We start from the raw sequence: 21,194 nt of genomic DNA, 5'->3' as shown, positions 1-21,194 counted from the left end.
CGGCAGCGAGGCGCGCCTGCTGACAACCCTGCTGGTCAGGGAGGACTCGCTCACCCTCTACGGTTTCGCGACCGCCGACGAGCTGTCCGTCTTCGAACTTCTCATCGGCGTCACAGGGGTCGGCCCGAAGTCCGCGCTCGGCGTACTCGCCGTGCTCACCCCGAACCAGGTGGCCCAGGCCGTCGCAGGTGAAGACGACGCCGTCTTCCGCAAGGTCAGCGGCATCGGGCCGAAGACCGCGAAGCTCATCATCCTGTCCCTGGCCGGCAAGGTCGTGGTTTCGGCCGTCGACGGCGCACCCCGCACCAGGCGTCCTGCCGTGGCAAGCCCCGCAGCGAGCGTCCAGGCCGCCCTGATCGGCCTCGGCTGGTCCGAGCGAGTCGCGGAGGAAGCCGTCAGGGAGACCCTCGCCGAGGCCGCCGAACCCGACCTGATCGGTGTCGCCGCCCTGCTGAGGCTCGTCCTCGCCCGGCTCGGACCGGCGCACCAGGCTTCGGAGGACCGGCAGTGACATCGGACCAGTTCGCGGCGACGCCGGACCCCGGGGTCGAGCTCACGAGCCCACTGCTCGAGGGTGAGGTCGAGCTGGCATTCGAGGGCGCGCTCCGCCCGCGGAGCCTCGCGGAATTCGTCGGCCAGCAGAAGGTGCGCGGCCAGTTGCAGCTCATGCTCACCGCCGCAACGATGCAGAATCGCACACCAGACCATATCCTGCTCGCCGGCCCTCCCGGCCTCGGCAAGACAACGCTCGCCATGATCATCGCCTACGAGGGCAACCGCCCGCTGCGCATGTCGAGCGGTCCGGCCATCCAGCACGCCGGCGACCTGGCAGCGGTGCTGTCCTCCCTCGTGCCAGGCGAAGTGCTCTTCATCGACGAGATCCACCGGATGGCGAGGTCCGCAGAGGAGATGCTCTACCTCGCAATGGAGGACTTCCGCATCGACATCATGGTGGGCAAGGGCGCAGGCGCCACGTCCGTGCCGCTCGACCTCGCCCCATTCACCCTCGTCGGCGCGACGACACGGTCCGGGATGCTCCCGAACCCGCTTCGCGACCGGTTCGGGTTCACGGCGCACCTCGAGTTCTATGCCAGCCAGGAGCTGGAACAGGTCCTCGCCCGCGCGGCGACCATGCTCGACCTCGACATCGACAGGGAGGCCATCGCGGAGATCGCCGGTCGCTGCAGGGGAACGCCGCGTATCGCGAACCGGCTCTTGCGCAGGGTGCGCGACTACGCCCTCGTCCATGGCGGTGCCGCCGACCTGGCGGCCGTCCACGCGGCCCTCGAGCTCTACGACGTCGACCCGATCGGCCTCGACAGGCTCGACCGCGAGGTCATGAACATCATCCTTACCCGTTTTGGGGGTGGGCCGGTCGGACTGAACACCCTCGCCGTCTCGGTGGGGGAAGAAGCCGAGACCGTCGAGTCGGTCGTTGAGCCGTTCCTGGTACGGATAGGCTTCCTCACGCGCACCCCGCGTGGCCGCGTGGCGACGGCAGCCGCCTGGCGGCACTTCGGGCTCGCCGATCCGAACGACGTCGGCCGCCAACCCGCCCTTCCGCTTGATGACCTATAATTCGATGTGGTTCGCTCCGAGCCGCATGTACGCACACGCTTCGGCCACCGCGCCGCAACTGAAAGGCTTTGCTGCACTATGGATCCGTTGACTCTCGTCATGCTCGCCGTACTGGCGCTGCTGGTGTTCTTTATGTTCCGCAACGGCCGCAAGCGCCAGAAGGAACAGGCGTCGCTGCAGTCGCAGATGGTCGCGGGCGCGAACGTCATGACCAACTTCGGTATGTACGGAACCATTCTGTCGATCGACGAGGAAGCAAACAAGGTCGAGCTCGAGATTGCTCCCGGAACCGTCGTCCAGATGCACCGCCAGGCGATCTCCCGCGTCGTCGAGCCCGCCGTCACCGACGAGTCCGCCGACGAAGCCGATGCCGAACTCGAGTCGTCGACCGACGACGCGCGCGCGGCCCGGCTCAATGAAGACGACGCGATCCTCCTGGGCGAACCAGAGTTCGGTGAGCGCATTGCCGACGAGGCCCCCTCAACCGATTCGACCAAGAGCGACCCCACCAAGGGCGACGCGTAACCAACCCTCGCCCGGCTCGCGTCCTTGTGGCGCCCGCACGCGTATAGAAAGCTGAGTTCCAAGGTGGCAAAGTCGACTCCGGCCAAGAAGGCCTGGCGTTCCCTGACGTGGCTGGGGGTGATCGTCATCGGCCTGGTCGCAGTCAACCTCTTCGGTGTCCTCACCGCCGGAGGGTCCTGGGCGCCCAAGCTGGCCCTGGACCTCGAGGGTGGCACGCAGATCATCCTCGCGCCGAAGCTCGAGTCCGGTCAGTCCGTCTCCCAGGAGCAGCTGAACCAGGCGGTGTCGATCATCCGGCAGCGCATCGACTCCTCCGGTGTCTCCGAGGCGGAGATCAACACGAGCGGCCAGAACATCGTCGTGTCGATCCCGGGAATCCCGGACGACGCAACCATCAACCGGATCGAATCGTCCGCGAAGCTCGAGTTCCGCCCGGTCCTGGTCGCCGCCGCCCCGTCGACGGCAGCTGTCGGCGCCGACGGCACCGCAACGCCGACTCCGGTAGCCACGGTCGACCCGAGCCTGTCGAGCACGCCGACGGCCGTACCGACGAACGGCAGCGATCTCAGCTGGGTGACCCCGGCGCTCCAGGCGCAGTACGACGCCTTCGACTGCTCGACCATCGACACCTCCAACGTCGCACCGGCCGACCAGCCGCTCGTGACCTGTGAGACAGACGGTTCGGTCAAGTACATCCTCGGGCCGGTGGAGGTCAGCGGCGAGAACGTCTCCGACGCCACCAACGGCCAGAAGACGACCCAGTCCGGTGCCACCACCGGCGAGTGGGTCGTCAACATCAAGTTCGACGATCAGGGCACCAAGGACTTCGCGACGGTCAGCACCCGGCTGAGCGGCCTCACCGGCGTGCAGAACCAGTTCGCGATCGTGCTCGACGGCAAGGTCATCTCCGCGCCACGCACCCTCGCCGTGATCACGGACGGCAACGCCCAGATCAGCGGCAGTTTCGACCAGGCATCGTCGAAGGTTCTCGCGGACCAGCTGAAGTTCGGAGCCCTGCCGCTGAGCTTCACCGTGCAGAGCCAGGACACGATCTCGGCGACCCTCGGTTCGACCCAGCTCGTGAGCGGCCTCATCGCCGGCCTGATCGGACTCATCCTGGTCGTCCTGTACTCGCTACTGCAGTACCGACTGCTCGGTTTCGTCACGGTTGCGTCGCTCGTCGTCGCCGCCGTCATCACCTACCTGCTGATCACGATCCTGTCCTGGCGTGAGGGCTACCGGCTCTCCCTCGCCGGTGTCGCGGGGTTGATCGTCGCCATCGGAATCACGGCGGACTCGTTCATCGTGTACTTCGAACGAGTGCGCGACGAGTTGCGCGACGGCCGCGGGCTGGAATCGGCCGTGGAAGCGGGCTGGAAGCGCGCCATCCGCACGGTCCTCGCCTCCGACGCGGTCAACTTCCTCGCCGCGGGCGTGCTCTTCATCGTCGCCGTCGGAAACGTGAAGGGCTTCGCCCTGACGCTCGGGCTCACGACGATCGTCGACGTCGTCGTCGTTGCGCTCTTCACCCACCCGGTCCTGCAGCTGCTCGCCCAGACCCGCTTCTTCAACGAGGGCCACCGGTTCAGCGGCCTGGACCCGAGGGCTCTCGGAGCCACCTACCGGGGGAGGGCGAAGTTCCGGCCCTCAGACGAGGTCGCCTCCGCCAAGTTGTCGTCCGCGAGCCGTGAGGCCGCGAAGCGCCAGACCATCGCCGAGCGGAAAGCATCAGAACTCGTCGGATCCTCCTCGGATCGGTCGACCGACGGGAAGGATTCCTAATGGCGAGCTTTTCCCAGTTCGGCAACGACCTGCACACCGGCAAGCGCTCCTTCAACATCATCGGGCGTCGCAAGGTCTGGTATTCCCTGGCCGGTATCGCCATCCTGATCGCGCTCGTGGTGCCCCAGCTTCGTGGCGGCTTCGTCTTCGGTATCGAATTCACCGGCGGCTCCGAATTCGTCGTGAGCGACGTCGCGACCCAGGACCAGTCGCTCGCGGTCAAGGCCGTGACGAGCATCGAGCCCTCCGCGGTCCCGAAGGTGTCGAACGTCAGCACCACCGGCATCCGCATTCAGACGGACCAGCTGTCGAGCGACGCGACCCGGCAGATGCGCACAGCACTCGCCGACGCGTACGGCGTGCCCGCCGAGCAGGTCACGGCATCGTTCATCGGCCCGTCGTGGGGTGCTGACATCACCGGTCAGGCACTCAGGGGCCTCGGGATCTTCCTCGTCCTCGCCGCGATCGGCATGGCCCTGTACTTCAGGACCTGGAAGATGTCCCTCGCCGCGATGGTCGCGCTGCTGCACGACCTCATCATCACGGCCGGGTTCTACGGGATCACCGGGTTCGAGATCACCCCGGCCGCGGTGATCGGGTTCCTGACGATTCTCGGTTACTCGCTCTACGACACCGTCGTGGTGTTCGACAAGATCCGAGAGAACACCCGCGAAGACGGACCGGAATCGCGCAGGACCTTCGCAGACTCTGTCAACCTCGCGGTGAACCAGACGCTCGTGCGTTCCATCAACACCTCGGTCGTCGCGATCCTCCCGGTCGGCTCGATCCTGTTCATCGGCGCGTTCGTGCTCGGGGCGGGAACGCTGCGCGACATCTCGCTCGCGCTCCTGATCGGTATCATCGCCGGCGCGTACTCGACCATCTTCATCGCATCTCCGCTGTACGCCCAGCTCCGCACGATGGAACCCGGAGTGCGCAAGCGTGACAAGAAGGCGCTCGCCCTGCGCGCCAAGGCGTCCTCCGCGCCGAAGACGGACGTGCGCGTCACCGTCTAGCCGCACCGGATCACCGCCAATAGCGCCGCTCCCCGGCTAATTCGAGGGGAGCGGCACGGAGCGGTCGAAAAAGGCGCGATAATTGCTGGATGCCCGGGAATGGCCGGGCGCTCGCGAACGAGGTGTGAGATGACGGAAACGACGACACCGCCACCGAACGCGCCGCTGCCCGCCGCTTCCCTCCGACGCCTCGTTCCGCGGATCTTCTCCCGCGCCCAGCCGGTCGGCGCCGTGGACACCCTGCTGCGGACCGTGCGGATGCACCACCCGAAGGTCGACCTGTCGATCATCGAGCGCGCGTATACCGCGGCGGAACGCGCCCACGAGGGTCAGGTGCGCCGCAGCGGAGAACCGTACATCACCCATCCGGTCGCCGTCGCCCAGATTCTCGCAGACCTCGGCATCGGCCCGAAGACCGTTGCCGCCGCCCTGCTGCACGACACCGTCGAAGACACCGAGTACACCCTCGACCAGTTGCGCGCCGACTTCGGCGACGAGATCGCGATGCTCGTCGACGGCGTGACGAAGCTCGACAAGGTCAAGTACGGCGACAGCACCCAGGCCGAGACCGTTCGCAAGATGATCGTCGCGATGTCCAAGGACATCCGGGTACTGATCATCAAGCTCGCAGACCGGCTCCACAACGCGCGCACCTGGGGATTCGTTCCCGCAGAGTCCGCGGTGCGCAAGGCGACGGAGACGCTCGAGATCTACGCCCCGCTCGCGCACCGCCTCGGGATCCAGACCATCAAGTGGGAGCTCGAAGACCTGTCCTTCGCGGTCCTGTATCCGAAGCTCTACGCCGAGATCGAAAGCCTCGTCAAGCAGCGCACCCCGCAGCGCGAGGAGTTCGTGCAGCACGTCATCGACGCGATCGTCGAAGACCTCAAGGCCGCGCGCATCCGCGGCAAGGTCGCGGGACGGCCCAAGCAGTACTACTCGATCTACCAGAAGATGGTCGTGCGGGGACGCGAATTCGACGAGATCTACGACCTCGTCGGCATCCGTGTCCTCGTGAACTCGGTTCGGGACTGCTACGCCGTGCTCGGTGCGATCCACGCCCGCTGGACGCCGCTGCCCGGCCGGTTCAAGGACTACATCGCCACACCCAAATTCAACCTCTACCAGTCCCTGCATACGACGGTGCTCGGCCCGAGCGGTCGCGCCGTCGAGATCCAGATCCGCACCCAGGAGATGCACCAGCGTGCCGAGTTCGGCGTCGCATCGCACTGGAAGTACAAGGAACAGACCACGGGCAAGAGCTCGGGGCCCGGCCCGCAGAGCGACACCGACATGGCCTGGCTCGCGCACATCTCCGACTGGCAGGCCGAGACCGCGGACCCCGGCGAGTTCCTGGACTCGCTGCGCTACGAAATCGGCGCCAAAGAGGTTTACGTCTTCACCCCGAAGGGCCGGGTGATCGGCCTGCCGACGGGAGCGACCCCCGTCGACTTCGCTTACGCCGTGCACACGGAGGTCGGCCACCGCACCATGGGTGCCAAGGTCAACGGGCGGCTGGTGCCCCTCGAGAGCCCATTGGTCACCGGGGACGTCGTCGAGGTCTTCACCTCGAAGAACCCGGACTCGGGGCCGAGCAAGGACTGGCTCAACTTCGTCAAGAGCCCGAGGGCCCGCAACAAGATCCGGCAGTGGTTCACCAAGGAACGCCGCGACGAGGCCATCGAACAGGGCAGGGACGCCATCGCCCGCGCGATGCGCAAGCAGAACCTTCCCCTGCAGAAGCTGATGAACCAGGACTCCTTCGCCGAGGTCGCAGCGGTGATGAAGTACGAGGACGTCTCCGCGCTCTACGCCGCCGTCGGCGAGGGGCACATCAGCACGCAGTCGGTGCTCGAGAAGGTCGTCGCGACCCTGCAGAGCGTCGAGGAGAGCGATGCGACCGATCTGCCGTTCGCGCCGAACGGACGCACCCAGACGCTGCGCAACAGCGACTCCGGGATCCTCGTCCGCGGTGCCCCGGACATCCTGGTCAAACTCGCCCGTTGCTGTACCCCGGTTCCGGGAGACAAGGTCGTCGGGTTCATCACTCGCGGCGCCGGAGTCTCCGTGCACCAGGCATCCTGTCGCAATGTGCAGTCGCTGCTCAAGGAGCCGGAGCGGATGATCGAGGTCGACTGGGCCCCCACGTCGAAGAGCCTGTTCCTGGTCCAGATCCAGATCGAGGCCCTCGACCGCTCAGGACTTTTGTCGGACGTGACCAGGGTGCTCTCCGAACATCACGTCAACATCCTCTCCGCGACCGTGCACACCTCGAGCGATCGGCTGGCGATCAGCCGTTTCGTCTTCGAGATGGGTGACACGACCCACCTGGACCGGGTACTCAACGCCGTGCGTCGCATCGACGCCGTCTACGACGTCTACCGCGTCAACGACGGGTAGGCTCTCCGAGCGCCTGCATGGCCGTTTCCGCGGCGTCGAGCTGAACGAGCGCCCTGTGGGTGTACGGGAGGCGGTCGATGGCGCAGGTGCGCCTCGCCGCCGAGGTGTCCGGGTGGCCGGCCAGGCGGAGCAGTGCACCGATCAGGGCTGACGGGGCGGGAGACTCCGGGGGAGGCCAGCGCGCGAGGTCGAGTGCGGTGCGCAGCGGCCGGGTGACGAGAAGGCCGCCCGGCAGGATACCGTCCCTGCGCACGGTGCGGGCGCCGACGCGGATCGTGTTCTCGAGGTCACAGGCGACCTCGCGGACGCCGAAACGCGGTGACGGCGGGAAGTACGCCCGCGCCGTGATGGGCACGCAGAACTGGTGGCGCCCCGGCTCGGGAGCGAGGCCGTAGATCCACGCGGCGGTCAGCCGTTCCGCGATCGCCTTGGCCGGCACCAGGAGGGCGAGGGACCGCGCCCGTTGGTCCCGGTCTTCCGCGAGGTCCACCGGGCTCCAGAAGTCGCCGACGCGGAACAGCTCTCCGTCCAGGCACAGGCTCGAGAGCTCTGCGAGGGGGAGATCGCGCGGGGAAAGGACGTCGGGGAGTCGGATGGGCACCTGGACAGGGTGCGCCCCGGGAGTACACGAAAGCGACGGGGCTCCGGCATCTGTGGACAGCTGCCGGAGCCCCGTCGCTTGTGGACGGACTCCGCGGGTTGCGGCCTACTGGCCGATGGCCTTCAGCCACGCCTTGCGGGCCTCGAGCGCCTCGCGGGCTTCCGTGATCGCGCGGGCATCGGTTCCTGCCTCTGCGGTTGCGAGTTCGGCCTCGAGCTTGGCGATCGCGTCGTGCAGCTGGCCGGCGAGGCCCTCCGTACGCGCTTTGGTCTCCGGGTTGTTCCGCACCCAGTGATCGTCATCGAGCTTGCGGACGGCCGCTTCGACCTTGCGCATGCGATCTTCGACGACCTTGACGGAGTCGCGGGGAACCTTGCCGATCGCGTCCCAGCGGCGCTGCACGGAGCTGAGCGCGGTGCGGGCCTTGGTGCGGTCGGTTTCGGTGAGGAGCGCTTCGGCCTCGGTGAGGAGCGCGAGCTTCTCGACGAGGTTCCCAGCGAATTCCTCGTCGTCCTGGGCGTCGATCTCAGACTTGACGGAGTACAGCACGTCGCCGGCGGCCTTGAACTTCGCCCACATGGCGTCGTCCTGCTTCTTGCCGCTGCGGCCGGCGAGCTTCCACTCGTCGAGCAGCGTGCGATAGGCGGGGATCCCGTCTGCGCCCTTCGGCGCGAGGGCCTCCGCCTGCTCGATGAGCTGCTGCTTGCGGTTGCGGACGTCCTTGTGCGCCGTGTCGAGCTCGGCGAAGAACGCCTTACGGTTCTGCTCGATGGTCGTGCGTGCAGCGCGGAAACGCTTCCAGAGCTCGTTGGCCTCACCCTTGGGGATGCGAGGGGCATCGTGCTGGTGCGCCTGCCACTTGGCGAACAGTGCGTCGAGGGCTGCGCTTGTCTGCTTCCACTGCGTCTTGGCCGGGTCTTCTGCTGCGAGCGCCTCGGCCTCCTCGACGATCGCGGCGCGTTCGGCGACGGCGGCCACTGCGGCGGCCTTCGATTCGGCACCCTGCTGCTCCGTGAGTTCGCTGACGGCGCCGCCGAGGGCGCCGAGACGCTCCACGAGGGCCGCGAGGTTGCCGACGGCGTTGGCGGTCGCAACGGTCTTCGCGAGGTGCGAGACCGATTTTGCGATGTCCGCAGCCGGTGCGCCGCCCTTGGCGCGCTGTTCCAGAAGGGTGACCTGTCCGTTGAGTTCGACGTACTTGCGCTCGAAGTAGGCCAGGGCCTCCTCCGGCGTCGCGTCAGGATACTGGCCAACCGCGCGTTCGCCCGACGCTTCGCGCACGAAAACCGTGCCGGATTCGTCTACGCGACCCCATGGTTGCTGATCTGTCGTAGTCAAGAGTCTCACCTTAGATGTCGATGTGTGTGTGCCCACACTGGGCCAATACCCGGTCAAGCCTATTGCAAGGCCCGGACGGCTGGAACTACTGGACGCTGAAGGCGCTGATTAACGTGGTGACCTTGGGGGCGCCGTCCGTCGAACCGTCTGCGACTCCGGCGTCCGTGATCTGCGCCTTCACCTGGTCGAGCCCGCTCGTGACATGGCCGATCACCGTGTAGCCGCCTGCGGCATCCGCCGGGATGGTCGAGTCTTCGTAGAGGATGAAGAACTGGCTGCCCTGACTGTACCCATTGGCGCTCTGGCGTGCCATCGCGATCGATCCCGCCGGGTAGACGTTGTCGGCCGGCGCGTTCTCGACGGGCCCATAGCTGTATCCGGGGCCGCCTGAGCCGTCGCCTGCCGGGTCGCCGCACTGGAGCACGTAGATGCCCGAGGTCGTCAGGCGGTGGCAGGTCAGGTCGGAGTAGAAGTCGGACTGGACGAGGCTGATCGAGGACGAGACCGCCTGCGGGGCCGCCGCGCCGTCGAGTTCGATCCCGAGGTTGATGCCGTTGAGGCCGAGGGTGCCCGTCCAGGTGCGGCCCTCGGCGAGCGTGCTCGGAGGGACGGTTCCGGTGTTCGCGCCGGCCGCAGCGGTCGGGGTCGCCGACGGTGTGGCCGTGGGTGCTGCCGTTGCGGAGGAGCTCGGCGCCGGGGTGCCGGGACCGCCGTTGAAGAAGTAGACCTGGGCGACGACGGCGAGCACGGCGACGACGAGGACGGCGATGCCTGCCACGATGTTGTCCCTGCGGCGGCGGGACTGCTGGTGTTCGTGAACAGCCCGGCGTGCCTGGTATGCGCGAACCCGGATGCGGGCCTCGCGCTCGTCGCGATCCTGCTTCTTGTTCGCTGCCACGGCTGTCCTCCGGGAATCCGCGCGGACTCGTTCCGCAACCAGCTTGAACTCTACAACGAGAGGACCGCAGCTCGGACGCCGGTGTCAGCGGTGCGAACTACGCTTGAGGCATGGTCGATGGACAACCCGGACTGCGCAGCGGCGCAACACCCCTCGCGGTACGGATGCGCCCGACGACCCTCGCTGAAGTCGCCGGCCAGCGGCACCTTCTCACCCCAGGTTCACCCCTGGTCAGCCTGGCCAGTGACAAGTCGGGGGAGCGCGGCGCGGTTTCGGTGATTCTCTGGGGTCCGCCGGGCACCGGGAAGACGACCCTCGCCCAGGCGATCGCGCACAGCTCCGGCCGTCGTTTCGTCGAACTCTCCGCCGTGTCCGCCGGCGTGCGCGACGTCCGGCAGGTGATGGAGGAGGCGCGCACGAGCCGCGACCTCTACGGACTGTCGACCGTGCTCTTCCTCGACGAGATTCACCGGTTCAGCAAGGCCCAGCAGGACGCACTGCTGCCCGGGGTCGAAAACGGGGTCATCATCCTCGTCGCCGCAACGACCGAGAATCCCTCTTTCTCCGTGATCGCGCCCTTGCTGTCCCGGTCCCTCCTGCTCACCCTCGAAACGCTCAGCGACGAGGACCTCGGGGTCGTCATCGACAGGGCCGTGACGGATGCCCGGGGTCTCGCCGATCGCTTTGTGCTGGAACCGGACGCCCGTGCCACGATCATCAGGCTTGCCTCCGGCGACGCCCGCCGTGCGCTCACGGCGCTCGAGGCGGCATCCGTCTCTGCATTGTCAGGGACGTCAGCATCGGGCACCGTGAACGATGACGATGACGATGACGGTGTCGATCCCGAAGCGCCGGAGCCGGACCTTCGACCGGTCATCACGAGCGACACAGTCGCCCTCGCCGTCGACAGGGCGCTGCTGCGCTACGACCGCAACGGCGACGAACACTACGACGTGATCAGTGCCTTCATCAAGTCGGTACGCGGATCGGATGTCGACGCATCCCTGCACTACCTCGCGAGGATGATCGAGGCGGGGGAAGACCCGCGGTTCATCGCGCGCCGCATCATCGTCCTCGCCTCGGAGGACATCGGCATGGCGGACCCCCAGTCCCTCGTGATCGCGGTCGCCGCAGCCGACGCCGTGCAGCTGATCGGGATGCCGGAAGGGCGGATCCCGCTCGCCCAGGCCGTCGTGCACCTCGCGACCGCACCCAAGTCCAACGCCGCGTACATGGCGCTCGACGCGGCGATCGCTGACGTCCGCGCCGGCAAAACCGGCCGGGTGCCGAAGCACCTGCGCGATGCCCACTATGCCGGCGCCAAACGACTCGGGCACGGCAAGGGCTATCGCTACCCGCACGACGACACCGTCGGAGTCGTGCAGCAGCAGTATCCGCCGGACGAACTCAAGGCGGTCCGTTACTACCAACCCACCGAACACGGCAACGAACGCGAAGTCTCGGCACGCCTCGGCAAGCTGCGCCGGATCATCCGCGGCGACTGACGGCGGGCGCGCGCGACAGGGCCGAATGCACTCCCGCGCCCCGTCCCGCACCGGCACGGCCGCCGGGGTCCGGTGTGGTATTCTTTTCAGGCCTACAACTGGCATCGGTATGCGGCTGCGTCCGATTCCAGGTTGGAGAGGGAGCCCTGTAGCCGGGCACCCCGTGGCACACCCCTCTGATCTCCCATGACGCCTGCTCACGTGCGGGCGCCCTGGATTCCACCTTTTCTGTTGCTCGTTCCATTGAAAGGACACCGTGTCTACCAAGTCACGTACCCGCAGTAAGACCCGCCTGTCGCGGGCCCTGGGCATCGCCCTGACCCCGAAGGCCGCCCGCTACCTCGAGAAGCGTCCGTACGCTCCGGGCGAGCACGGTCGCACCAAGCGCAAGACCGATTCCGACTATGCCGTGCGTCTCCGCGAAAAGCAGCGCTTAAGGGCCCAGTACGGCATCCGCGAAGCCCAGCTCAAGATCGCCTTCGAAGAAGCTCGTCGCGCCCAGGGCCTGACCGGTGAAAACCTGGTCGAGATCCTCGAGACCCGCCTCGACGCACTCCTCGTTCGCGCGGCAATCGCCCGCACGACAGCTCAGGCCCGCCAGATGGTCGTGCACCGTCACATCCTCGTCGACGGCCAGCTCGTCGACCGCCCCTCCTTCCGCGTGAAGCCGGGCCAGCTCATCCACGTCAAGGCTCGCAGCGAGGGCATGGAACCGTTCCAGGTCGCCGCAGCCGGCGGACACGTCGACGTGCTCCCGAAGCTCCCGCCGTACCTCGAGGTCGAGATCGACAAGCTGCAGGCCCGCCTCGTGCGTCGCCCGAAGCGCATCGAAATCCCCGTGACGTGTGAAGTCCAGCTCGTCGTCGAGTACTACGCAGCCCGCTAGGTTCCCCTGCCCGTCGTCAGACGGCATCTGAACTACGCTGGAGAGCGGATCACCCCCTACGGGGTGGTCCGCTTCGTGCGTTAACCGGTGCAGCACGCCGGGTGCCAATGCATGCCCCTCTCGGAATGGATGGAGTCACCAGTGTCAGGTGGAGATATCGCGGGCCTCGCCGCCGCCGTCGTGTTTGCCGTTCTCGTCGGGCTCCTCGCGGTCCCGCTGCTGAAGCTCGGCCGGGTGTTCGATGAGACGACCCTGGCCATCCATGAGCTGAGCCAGAACGTCACGCCGCTCCTCTCCGAAACCACGACGACCCTGCAAGAAACCAACAAACAGCTGGCCAGGGTCGACACGATCACCGGAAACGTCGCGGACGTGACGGGCAATGTCTCGGCACTCGTCGCACTGTTCGCCGCGACCGTCGGCGGACCGCTCATCAAACTCGCAGGCTTCTCCGCCGCCGTCAGGGCGGGTTTCCGCGCGGCATCCCCGACGCGCGCAGGCCGTCGGCGCGGGTAGTCGGCTACGCTGGAAAGAGGCTGGTCGAGTCCGGGATACGCCGGCCGCACCACACGCGCGGCCATCGCGCATTTCTTATCAGGGTCTCCACACCGTTCAGGGAGCATTTGTCATGAAGAATTTCATCTGGTTGGTCATCGGGGTCGGCATCGGATTCTTGATCGCGCATGAAGCCAACAACACCCGTCAGGGCAAGCTGTTCTTCAGTGACCTCGACACCAAGGCCCGCGAGTTCGGCGAGGCCATCTCCGATGGCTACCGCAAGCGCGAAGCCGAGCTGCGCGACGCGCTCGGCGACGTCGCCGACGCCGGAACGGACGCGCTCGGCGGAACGACCCGCCCCTGAGCCCGCTCAGCCCTCGCTACTTTTTCGCCTATTCATTTTCAACGAACTACGGAACCCATGCAGACTGCTGAAATTCGCGGGCGCTGGCTCGACTTCTTTGCCGACCGCGGACACACCGTCGTACCGTCGGCGTCACTCGTCAGCGACGACCCCACCCTCCTGTTCACCGTCGCCGGGATGGTGCCCTTTGTGCCCTATCTGACCGGCCTCGTCCCCGCGCCGTATCCCCGTGCGACGAGTGTGCAGAAATGCATCAGGACCAACGACATCGAAGAGGTGGGTAAGACACCCCGCCACGGCACGTTCTTCCAGATGAACGGCAACTTCTCCTTCGGGGACTACTTCAAGGAACAGGCCATCGGCTACGCCTGGGAGCTCCTGACGACGTCTGAGGCCGACGGCGGCTACGGATTCCAGGAGAAGGACCTCTGGGTCACCGTCTACCAGGATGACGACGAGGCGTTCCGCTACTGGCGCGCCCTCGGCCTGCCGGAGGACCGCATCCAGCGCCTCGGAATGGACAGCAACTACTGGTCTACCGGCCAGCCGGGCCCAGCGGGCCCCTGCTCCGAGATCTTCTTCGACCGCGGCCCCGCGTACGGTGCCGACGGCGGCCCGGCGACGGACGACGACCGGTACGTCGAAATCTGGAACCTCGTCTTCATGCAGTACCTCAGGGGCGAGGGGACCGGCAAGAACGACTTCGTCATCCTCGGCGACCTCCCGAAGAAGAACATCGACACCGGCATGGGTCTCGAACGTGTCGCCTTCCTCAAGCAGGGCGTCGAGAACATGTACGAGATCGACCAGGTCCGTCCGGTCCTCGACCTCGCTGCCGCCCTCTCCGGACGCCGCTACGGCGCCGTGCACGACGACGACGTACGCATGCGCATCGTCGCAGACCACGTGCGGTCCTCGCTCATGCTGATGAGCGACGGCGTCACGCCGTCCAACGAGGGTCGCGGCTACATCCTCCGGCGGCTGATGCGCCGCACGGTACGCGCCATGCGCCTGCTCGGCGTGGACGTCGCGACCTTCCCCGAACTGTTCCCCGCCGCGCGGGACGCCATGATGAGCGCGTATCCCGAGGTCCACGGCGACTACGCCAGGATCAGCCAGGGCGCATACGCCGAGGAGGAGACCTTCCTCCGCACCCTTGCGAGCGGCAGCACGGTCCTCGACGTCGCGGTCGCGAAGACGATCAAGGCGAAGAAGACCGAACTGCCGGGGGACACCGCGTTCCTGCTGCACGACACCTACGGGTTCCCGATCGAGATCACCCTCGAGATGGCGGAAGAAGCCGGGCTGAGCGTCAACCGGTCGGCATTCGACGCCCTGATGGCCAAGCAGCGCTCGATGGCGAAGGCGGACGCGAAGGCCAAGAAGACCCACCTCGCCGACCTCTCCGTCTACAGCGCCTTCCGCGCGTCAGGCGAGACGGTGTTCACCGGATACGAGGAACTGCAGACCGAGTCCAGCGTGCTCGGGATCATCGTGGACGGCGCATCCGTCACGAAGGCGGTCGCGGGCGAAATCGCCGAAGTGATCCTCGCCGAGACCGCGCTCTACGCCGAGTCCGGCGGTCAGGAGGCCGACGCCGGCCTCATCGTCGGCCGCGGATACGAGCTCGAGGTCCTCGACGTTCAGAAGCCCGTCAAGGGCCTGATCAGCCACAAGGTGCACGTCACAAGCGGTGAGGTCGGCGTCGGAGACCCTGCGACGAGCGTCGTCGATCCCGACTGGCGACGCGGCGCCCGGCAGGCGCACTCCGGAACCCACGTGCTGCACGCGGCACTTCGCCAGGTCCTCGGCCCGAACGCGCACCAGTCCGGCTCGTACAACAAGGCCGGATTCTTCCGTCTCGACTTCTCCTGGAACCAGGCGCTCTCTGCCGCGACCCGCAGCGAGATCGAGGAGATCTCCAACAACGCGATCCGCGACAACCTGCCCGTCGTCACCCGTGAGCTTCCCCTCGCCGAGGCGAAGGCACTCGGGGCCATGGCGCTCTTCAGCGAGAAGTACGGCGACCGGGTTCGCGTCGTCGACATCGGCGGACCCTGGTCACGGGAACTCTGCGCGGGAACCCACGTGGGTTCGAGCGCCGAGATCGGAATGATCAACCTCGTCAGCGAGGCCTCGGTCGGGTCCACGAACCGCCGCGTCGAGTCCCTCGTCGGCCTCGAGGCCTTCCGGGACCTCGCTGCTGAGCGGGCGATCGTCTCCCAGCTGACCGCGAACCTCAAGACTCCCAAGGAACAACTGCCCGAACGCATCGGCGAGCTGCTCACGAGCCTCAAGGCCGCGGAGAAGAAGATCGCGGCTTTCGAGGCGAAAGCGCTGACCGAGCGCGTCCCCGCACTCGTCGCGACCGCCCAGCGCGCAGGGGCAGTACGCCTTGTCGCCGAGAACCTCGGCACCCTGCACTCTCCCGATGAGGTGCGGATGCTGGTCACGGCAACCCGGGCGCAGCTCGGCTCCGACCCTGCGGTGGTCGCGCTTGCGGCCGTCGTCGACGACAAGCCAGTCATCATCGTGGCCACCAACGCTGCAGCGCGGGAGACGGGCCAGCGCGCCGGGGCCCTCGCGAAGCTCGTCGCCGGCATCCTCGGCGGCGGGGGCGGCGGCAAGGACGACCTCGCCCAGGGCGGTGGAACCGACGTCGACAAGATCGCGAGCGCCCTCGTCGCCGTCCGCACCACGATCGCGGGCTGAAGAATGCGGCATGGCGTGCGGGTCGGAGTCGATGTCGGCAAGGCCAGGATCGGTCTCGCGATGAGTGACCCGCACGGCATGCTCGCGACCCCGGTCGAAACCGTTCCCCGGGACGGGAACGGCGTCACCGATGTCGCCCGCATCATCGCCGTCGTCCAGGATCTCGGCGCAATGGAGGTCATCGTCGGCCTCCCGCTCGCCCTGTCCGGAAACCACACCGCGTCGACACAGGACGCCGTCGGCTTTGCGGAGGTGCTCGCCCTGGCCGTTCCCGTTCCCGTGCGCCTCGTCGACGAACGGCTCTCGACCGTCGCCGCCCAGGGAGTCCTCCGCACGGCAGGCCGGAAGGCGAAGACACAGCGCCCGGTCATTGACCAGGTAGCGGCCACCATCATCCTCCAGCATGCTCTCGACACCGAACGCGGTCTCGGGCATCCGCCAGGTTCTGCCGTTGTGCCGGCCGTTCCCGCCACGCCACCGTCGCCAGCCGCCCCGATCGAAGGGTCCTGATCGTGTCCCACCCACCGCTCGACCCCCGGGACGACCCGGCAGGCCGGAACTCAGCGGCGCCCCACGCGCACGGTACTCCTCCGACTCCTGCTCCCGGCGAGGAAACCCCGGTCAATCCCTGGGCATCTTTGCTGGCTCCGCACGCCGGGACGACGGCGTCCGGCGAGCCGGGCCACGCAGGGGCCCCCGCCGACGGCGGTGACTTCCCCACCCGCCGGTCGCTCCGCACGACCGCCCAGGCTCCGTCGACCTCACGATCGAGCCGTCGCTCCCAACTCGGCTCCGAGCCACCGCGACCGCCCAAGCGGCGTCGCAAGGGCGCGTGGGGCTGTCTGATCGCCCTCGTCGTGCTGGTGGCGCTCGTGGCGGGGGCCTTCTTCGCCCTGCAGGGCCCGATCTCCCAGCTCCAGGCGACCCTCGCTGGTCCCGCCGACTACTCCGGGTCTGGCGAGACGAAGGTCGTGGTCATGATCCATGACGGTGAGACCGGATCGGACGTGGCGAACACGCTGGTGGCCCAGGACGTCGTCAAGAGCTACGACGCCTTCTACAAGCTGCTGCTGAAGGTCACCCCCGCTCCGGTCTTCCAGCCAGGCGCGTACCAGCTCATGACGAAGATGAGCGCGAGCGCCGCGCTCACCGCACTTCAGGACCCTGCAAGCAAGCTCGAACAGACCGTCGTGATCCCGGAAGGAACGGCGGAGGCGGACATCCTCCAACTGGTCAGCGAGGGGACGAACCTCCCGCTCGCCGACCTCCAGGCGGCGTCCACCGATGTCGCGGCCTTCGGCCTTCCGGCAGAGGCCACGACCCTCGAGGGCTTCCTGTTCCCCGCGACGTACACCTTCGCTCCGGGCATCACCGCGAAGGACGCGCTCAAGACCCTCGTTGACCGCCAGTTCCAGGCCCTCGACTCCGCAGGGGTCGCGCCCGCCGACCGGTGGAAGACCATCGTGCTCGCCGCACTCATCCAGCGGGAGGCCGGCCTCGCCGCCGACTACCCCAAGGTCGCCCGGGTGTTCCTCAACCGGCTCGACCCGGCTCAGTGGGAGAGCGGGCTGCTGCAGTCCGACGCGACGGTGGCATACGGCACCGGCCACACGAACGTCGTCACGACGACGGATGCCGAACGCGCCGACGCGGGCAACGCATACAACACCTATGTCCACCCCGGACTCCCGGTCGGCCCGATCTCGAACCCGGGGGACCTCGCGATCAACGCAGCCCTGCACCCCGCAGACGGGACCTGGCTGTATTTCGTGACCTGGAACCTCGACACCGGCGAGACCATCTTCTCGACGACCGCAGCCGAACACGAAGCCGGTGTCGCCCAATGGCAGGCCTGGATGAAGGACCACCCCGAATATGGTTGAGCGCACGACACCCCCGCTTCCTGAGCGCGAGAACCACGGAAAGCCTGTGGAAGGATAGTGGGCATGCTTCGTTGGCTCACCGCAGGAGAGTCCCACGGCCCCGAACTCATCGCCATTGTCGAGGGTTTGCCCGCAGGGATCCCGGTCACACTCGATTCGATCCGCCTCGATCTCGCGCGCCGCAAACTCGGCTACGGCCGGGGCGCCCGGATGACGTTCGAGCAGGACGATCTCACCATTTCCGGCGGTGTCCGGCACGGGTTCACCCTCGGCGGGCCCGTCGCGCTGCGGATCGGCAACACCGAGTGGCCGAAGTGGTCAGAGGTCATGAGCGCTGACCCCGTCGAGACGGCGCCGGGCGAAGCCCAGAGCACTCGCGGCCGCGGCGCCCCGCTCACCCGGCCCAGGCCGGGTCACGCCGACCTCGTCGGCATGCAGAAGTACGGCTTCGACGAAGCCAGGCCCGTCCTCGAACGGGCCAGTGCTCGCGAGACCGCCGCACGGGTGGCCCTCGGTGCCGTCGCACGGTCGTTCCTCGCCGAGCTCGGCATCCGCCTGGTCAGCCATACCCTGTCGATCGGGCCCGTGCGCGTGCCCGAAGACGCTCCGCTGCCCCACCCGGACGACGTCGGGATGCTCGACGCCGACCCGCTGCGCTGCTTCGACGCGGCGACCAGCGCGCTGATGGTGGCCGAGGTCGACCAGGCTCACAAGGACGGAGACACCCTCGGCGGTGTCGTCGAGGTGCTGGCATACGACCTGCCGCCCGGTCTCGGTTCGTTCGTGCACTGGGACCGGCGACTGGACTCCCAGCTCGCAGCGGCCCTGATGGGCATCCAGGCGATCAAGGGCGTCGAGGTCGGGGACGGCTTCCTCACCACGACCCGCCGCGGTTCGCACGCGCACGATGAGCTCGTGCAGTCCGACGGCCGCATCCAGCGGGTCAGCGACCGCGCAGGCGGTACGGAGGGCGGCATGAGCACGGGAACCGTGCTGCGGGTGCGGGCAGGCATGAAGCCGATCGCGACGATCCCCCGGGCACTGCGCACCGTCGACGTCACGACGAGCGAGGCGGCCCCCGCCCACCACCAGCGGTCGGATGTCTGCGCCGTTCCTGCCGCAGGCGTCGTCGCCGAGGCCATGGTCGCGCTCGTTCTCGCCAACTCGGTGCTGGAGAAGTTCGGCGGAGACTCGATCGACGAGACCATGCGGAACCTGGAGTCCTACCTCGCACACATCCCCGGCAACCTCAAGACGGGCGCGTCGAGCGACGCCTCGCTGTGATCCCGGCGGCACTGTGACAGCGGACCTGCCCGCCGTGCCGGAACCGGCAGGGGACGGTGACCTCCCGGACTTCCCGCTCGTGCTGATCGGGCCGATGGCCGCCGGAAAGACCAGGGTCGGCAAGCGGGTGGCGCGGGTGCTCGGCGTTCCGTTCGTGGACACCGACGCGCTCGTGGTCTCCGGACACGGGTCCATCGCGAACCTCTTCAGCCGGTACGGCGAAGGACACTTCCGCGCGCTGGAACGGATCGCCGTCGGCCAGGCCCTCGCCACCAGGGCCGTCGTCTCCCTCGGTGGGGGAGCGGTGCTCGATCCGGGCACCCGCGCCGACCTCGCCCGGTGCCGGGTCGTCTACCTGAGCGTGACGGAGCAGGCCGTCGCCGGCCGGATCAAGGGCGGCAAACGACCGCTGCTTGCTGGCGGGCTCTCCGACTGGATCCGCATCTACGAACTTCGCCGCCCGCTCTACGAAGAGCTTGCCGGTCTCCACATCGACACCTCGAATCGCCAGATGGACTCCATCGCCGACGATGTCGTGGCCTGGACCCAGAGAGGGCAGAACACGCATGACTGACGTTCACAACACCACCGAGACCACCGAGACCACCGGGACCACCGGGACGACCGTCATCACGGTGTCCGGAACCGACAGCTACCCGGTCATCATCGGCAGGGGACTGCTCTCCGAGGTCGCGGAACAGCTCGGCCCGAAGGTCGGCAAGGTGCTCATCGTGCACACCTCCACGCTCGGCGCTCGCGCCGTCGCCCTCCGCGAGGGCCTGCTCGCGCACTACGAGGTGCTCATCGCCGAGGTCCCGGATGCCGAGGCCGCCAAGCGGGTCGAGGTCGCCGCGTTCTGCTGGCAGGTGATGGGCCAGGCCGACTTCAGCCGGACGGACGCCGTGATCGGCTTCGGCGGCGGAGCCGCGACCGACCTCGCCGGTTTCGTCGCGGCGACCTGGCTGCGCGGCGTTCGCCTCGTCCAGCTCCCGACGAGCGTGCTCGGCATGGTCGACGCCGCCGTCGGCGGCAAGAACGGCATCAACACCGCCGAAGGCAAGAACCTGGTCGGCACCTTCTACGCACCCGCCGCCGTGATCTGCGACCTCGACACCCTCGACGACCTGCCCCGCAACGAGATCCTCGCCGGTTTCGCCGAGATCGTGAAGGCAGGCTTCATCCAGGTGCCCGAGATCCTCGACATCGTCGAAGCGGATGTCGCGGCCGTGACCGACCCGAAGACGCCGCAGTTCCGCCGCGTGCTCGAACTCGCGATCGAGATGAAGGCCCGCGTCGTCGGCGCTGACTTCAAGGAATCCGGCCTGCGCGAGATCCTCAACTACGGGCACACCCTCGGCCACGCCGTCGAGCACGCCGAACGGTACGGCTGGCGGCACGGCGCCGCGGAGCTCGCCCGGCTGAGCGGACGGCTGTCCGACGAGGCGGCCGACCGGCACCGCAGCATCCTCGAATCGCTCACCCTGCCGACCAGCTACCCGGTCGGCCGCTGGAACACCCTGCTTGCGACGATGCAACGCGACAAGAAGACCCGCAGCGGAATGCTGCGTTTCATCGTTCTCGACGACATCGGCAAGCCGACGGTGCTCGAGGGCCCCGACACGTCGCTGCTCTTCGCCGCGTACCAGGAAATCGGCTCCTAGCGTCGTCGTCGAGGAATGGGTCCTAGAATGATGCCCTGAGCGGGCAGCGACCCGGTCGCCGACCAGAGTCGATCGGAGGACAGACAGTGAACCAGTGGACCGTGGGGTCGATAGGCGAACCCGTTCGGGATGTCGTGCTGAAACTGGCCAGGGCGCACGAGTCCGCATTCGGCTCGGCATTCGGTGCCGGAGCAGGTGCGGGGCCGGCCCGCCTCTTTCCGCGCTTCGGCGCGGAAGCCCACGCCGATTCGACCAGTCACGCG

General features: G+C 67.7%; 19 protein-coding genes. 16 read left to right on the top strand and 3 right to left on the bottom strand.

Annotated elements, in window-relative coordinates:
- The 6 genes from ruvA to QN345_RS05795 form a co-directional block, all read left to right on the top strand.
- Positions 1-511, top strand: a 511-nt coding sequence (gene ruvA, locus QN345_RS05820) for a Holliday junction branch migration protein RuvA (protein ID WP_323508496.1), incomplete at its 5' end; no start/stop codon positions are given.
- A 53-nt stretch (positions 512-564) separates the two neighbouring features.
- The gene (ruvB, locus tag QN345_RS05815) at positions 565-1,578 is read left to right on the top strand and encodes a Holliday junction branch migration DNA helicase RuvB (RefSeq protein WP_323508497.1); all 1,014 of its coding nucleotides are present in this window, start codon (positions 565-567) and stop codon (positions 1,576-1,578) included.
- Between the two features lie 6 nt (positions 1,579-1,584).
- Positions 1,585-2,103 (top strand): preprotein translocase subunit YajC, encoded by a 519-nt coding sequence (yajC, locus tag QN345_RS05810; protein WP_323508495.1) that lies wholly within the window; start codon positions 1,585-1,587, stop codon positions 2,101-2,103.
- A 63-nt stretch (positions 2,104-2,166) separates the two neighbouring features.
- Positions 2,167-3,885, top strand: coding sequence for a protein translocase subunit SecD (secD, locus tag QN345_RS05805; RefSeq protein ID WP_134449450.1), 1,719 nt, complete (start codon positions 2,167-2,169; stop codon positions 3,883-3,885).
- Entirely contained in the window at positions 3,885-4,901 is a 1,017-nt protein-coding gene (secF, locus tag QN345_RS05800) for a protein translocase subunit SecF (protein WP_134449451.1), read from the top strand. The genes secD and secF overlap by 1 nt, the downstream gene beginning before the upstream one ends.
- Before the next feature lie 129 nt (positions 4,902-5,030).
- The gene (locus QN345_RS05795; RefSeq protein ID WP_134449452.1) at positions 5,031-7,301 is read left to right on the top strand and encodes a RelA/SpoT family protein; all 2,271 of its coding nucleotides are present in this window, start codon (positions 5,031-5,033) and stop codon (positions 7,299-7,301) included.
- Here QN345_RS05795 and QN345_RS05790 read toward each other — a convergent pair.
- The 3 genes from QN345_RS05790 to QN345_RS05780 all read right to left on the bottom strand — a co-directional run bounded on the left by QN345_RS05790 (position 7,288) and on the right by QN345_RS05780 (position 10,138).
- On the bottom strand, positions 7,288-7,902 hold the full coding sequence (locus QN345_RS05790; RefSeq protein WP_134561160.1) for a hypothetical protein: 615 nt from the start codon (positions 7,900-7,902) through the stop codon (positions 7,288-7,290). The two genes, QN345_RS05795 and QN345_RS05790, sit on opposite strands and share 14 nt — an antisense overlap.
- A 105-nt stretch (positions 7,903-8,007) precedes the next feature.
- Positions 8,008-9,240, bottom strand: coding sequence for a DUF349 domain-containing protein (locus QN345_RS05785; protein WP_134559867.1), 1,233 nt, complete (start codon positions 9,238-9,240; stop codon positions 8,008-8,010).
- An 85-nt stretch (positions 9,241-9,325) separates the two neighbouring features.
- Positions 9,326-10,138: a peptidylprolyl isomerase gene (locus tag QN345_RS05780; protein WP_322189727.1), complete on the bottom strand. Its 813-nt coding sequence runs from the start codon at positions 10,136-10,138 to the stop codon at positions 9,326-9,328.
- Positions 10,139-10,248: 110 nt separating this feature from the next.
- On the opposite strand from QN345_RS05780, the gene QN345_RS05775 reads away from it, so the two are divergent.
- The 10 genes from QN345_RS05775 (at position 10,249) to QN345_RS05730 (ending at position 20,931) form a co-directional block, all read left to right on the top strand.
- Positions 10,249-11,643, top strand: a complete 1,395-nt coding sequence (locus QN345_RS05775) for a replication-associated recombination protein A (protein ID WP_134561159.1) — start codon at positions 10,249-10,251, stop codon at positions 11,641-11,643.
- A gap of 256 nt (positions 11,644-11,899) precedes the next feature.
- Complete coding sequence (gene rpsD / locus QN345_RS05770) at positions 11,900-12,529, top strand: 30S ribosomal protein S4 (protein WP_134449457.1); 630 nt, start codon at positions 11,900-11,902, stop codon at positions 12,527-12,529.
- Between the two features lie 141 nt (positions 12,530-12,670).
- Complete coding sequence (locus QN345_RS05765; RefSeq protein ID WP_134449458.1) at positions 12,671-13,045, top strand: DUF948 domain-containing protein; 375 nt, start codon at positions 12,671-12,673, stop codon at positions 13,043-13,045.
- A 112-nt stretch (positions 13,046-13,157) separates the two neighbouring features.
- Positions 13,158-13,391, top strand: a complete 234-nt coding sequence (locus QN345_RS05760) for a hypothetical protein (protein WP_134449459.1) — start codon at positions 13,158-13,160, stop codon at positions 13,389-13,391.
- Between the two features lie 57 nt (positions 13,392-13,448).
- Positions 13,449-16,103: an alanine--tRNA ligase gene (gene alaS / locus QN345_RS05755; RefSeq protein ID WP_134561158.1), complete on the top strand. Its 2,655-nt coding sequence runs from the start codon at positions 13,449-13,451 to the stop codon at positions 16,101-16,103.
- A gap of 3 nt (positions 16,104-16,106) precedes the next feature.
- Positions 16,107-16,613 (top strand): Holliday junction resolvase RuvX, encoded by a 507-nt coding sequence (gene ruvX, locus QN345_RS05750; RefSeq protein WP_322189726.1) that lies wholly within the window; start codon positions 16,107-16,109, stop codon positions 16,611-16,613.
- 2 nt (positions 16,614-16,615) lie between these two features.
- Positions 16,616-17,986, top strand: coding sequence for an endolytic transglycosylase MltG (gene mltG, locus QN345_RS05745; protein WP_241984959.1), 1,371 nt, complete (start codon positions 16,616-16,618; stop codon positions 17,984-17,986).
- 63 nt (positions 17,987-18,049) lie between these two features.
- The gene (gene aroC, locus QN345_RS05740) at positions 18,050-19,270 is read left to right on the top strand and encodes a chorismate synthase (protein WP_322189725.1); all 1,221 of its coding nucleotides are present in this window, start codon (positions 18,050-18,052) and stop codon (positions 19,268-19,270) included.
- 13 nt (positions 19,271-19,283) lie between these two features.
- A complete protein-coding gene (locus QN345_RS05735; RefSeq protein WP_322135774.1) occupies positions 19,284-19,844 on the top strand; it encodes a shikimate kinase in 561 nt (186 codons plus the stop codon).
- Positions 19,837-20,931: a 3-dehydroquinate synthase family protein gene (locus QN345_RS05730; RefSeq protein WP_323508494.1), complete on the top strand. Its 1,095-nt coding sequence runs from the start codon at positions 19,837-19,839 to the stop codon at positions 20,929-20,931. The genes QN345_RS05735 and QN345_RS05730 overlap by 8 nt, the downstream gene beginning before the upstream one ends.
- Positions 20,932-21,194: the final 263 nt, after the last annotated feature.

Source organism: Cryobacterium sp. 10I1 (assembly GCF_035019805.1).
Classification (GTDB): domain Bacteria; phylum Actinomycetota; class Actinomycetes; order Actinomycetales; family Microbacteriaceae; genus Cryobacterium; species Cryobacterium glucosi.
This window is presented reverse-complemented; position numbering and strand designations above follow the sequence as displayed.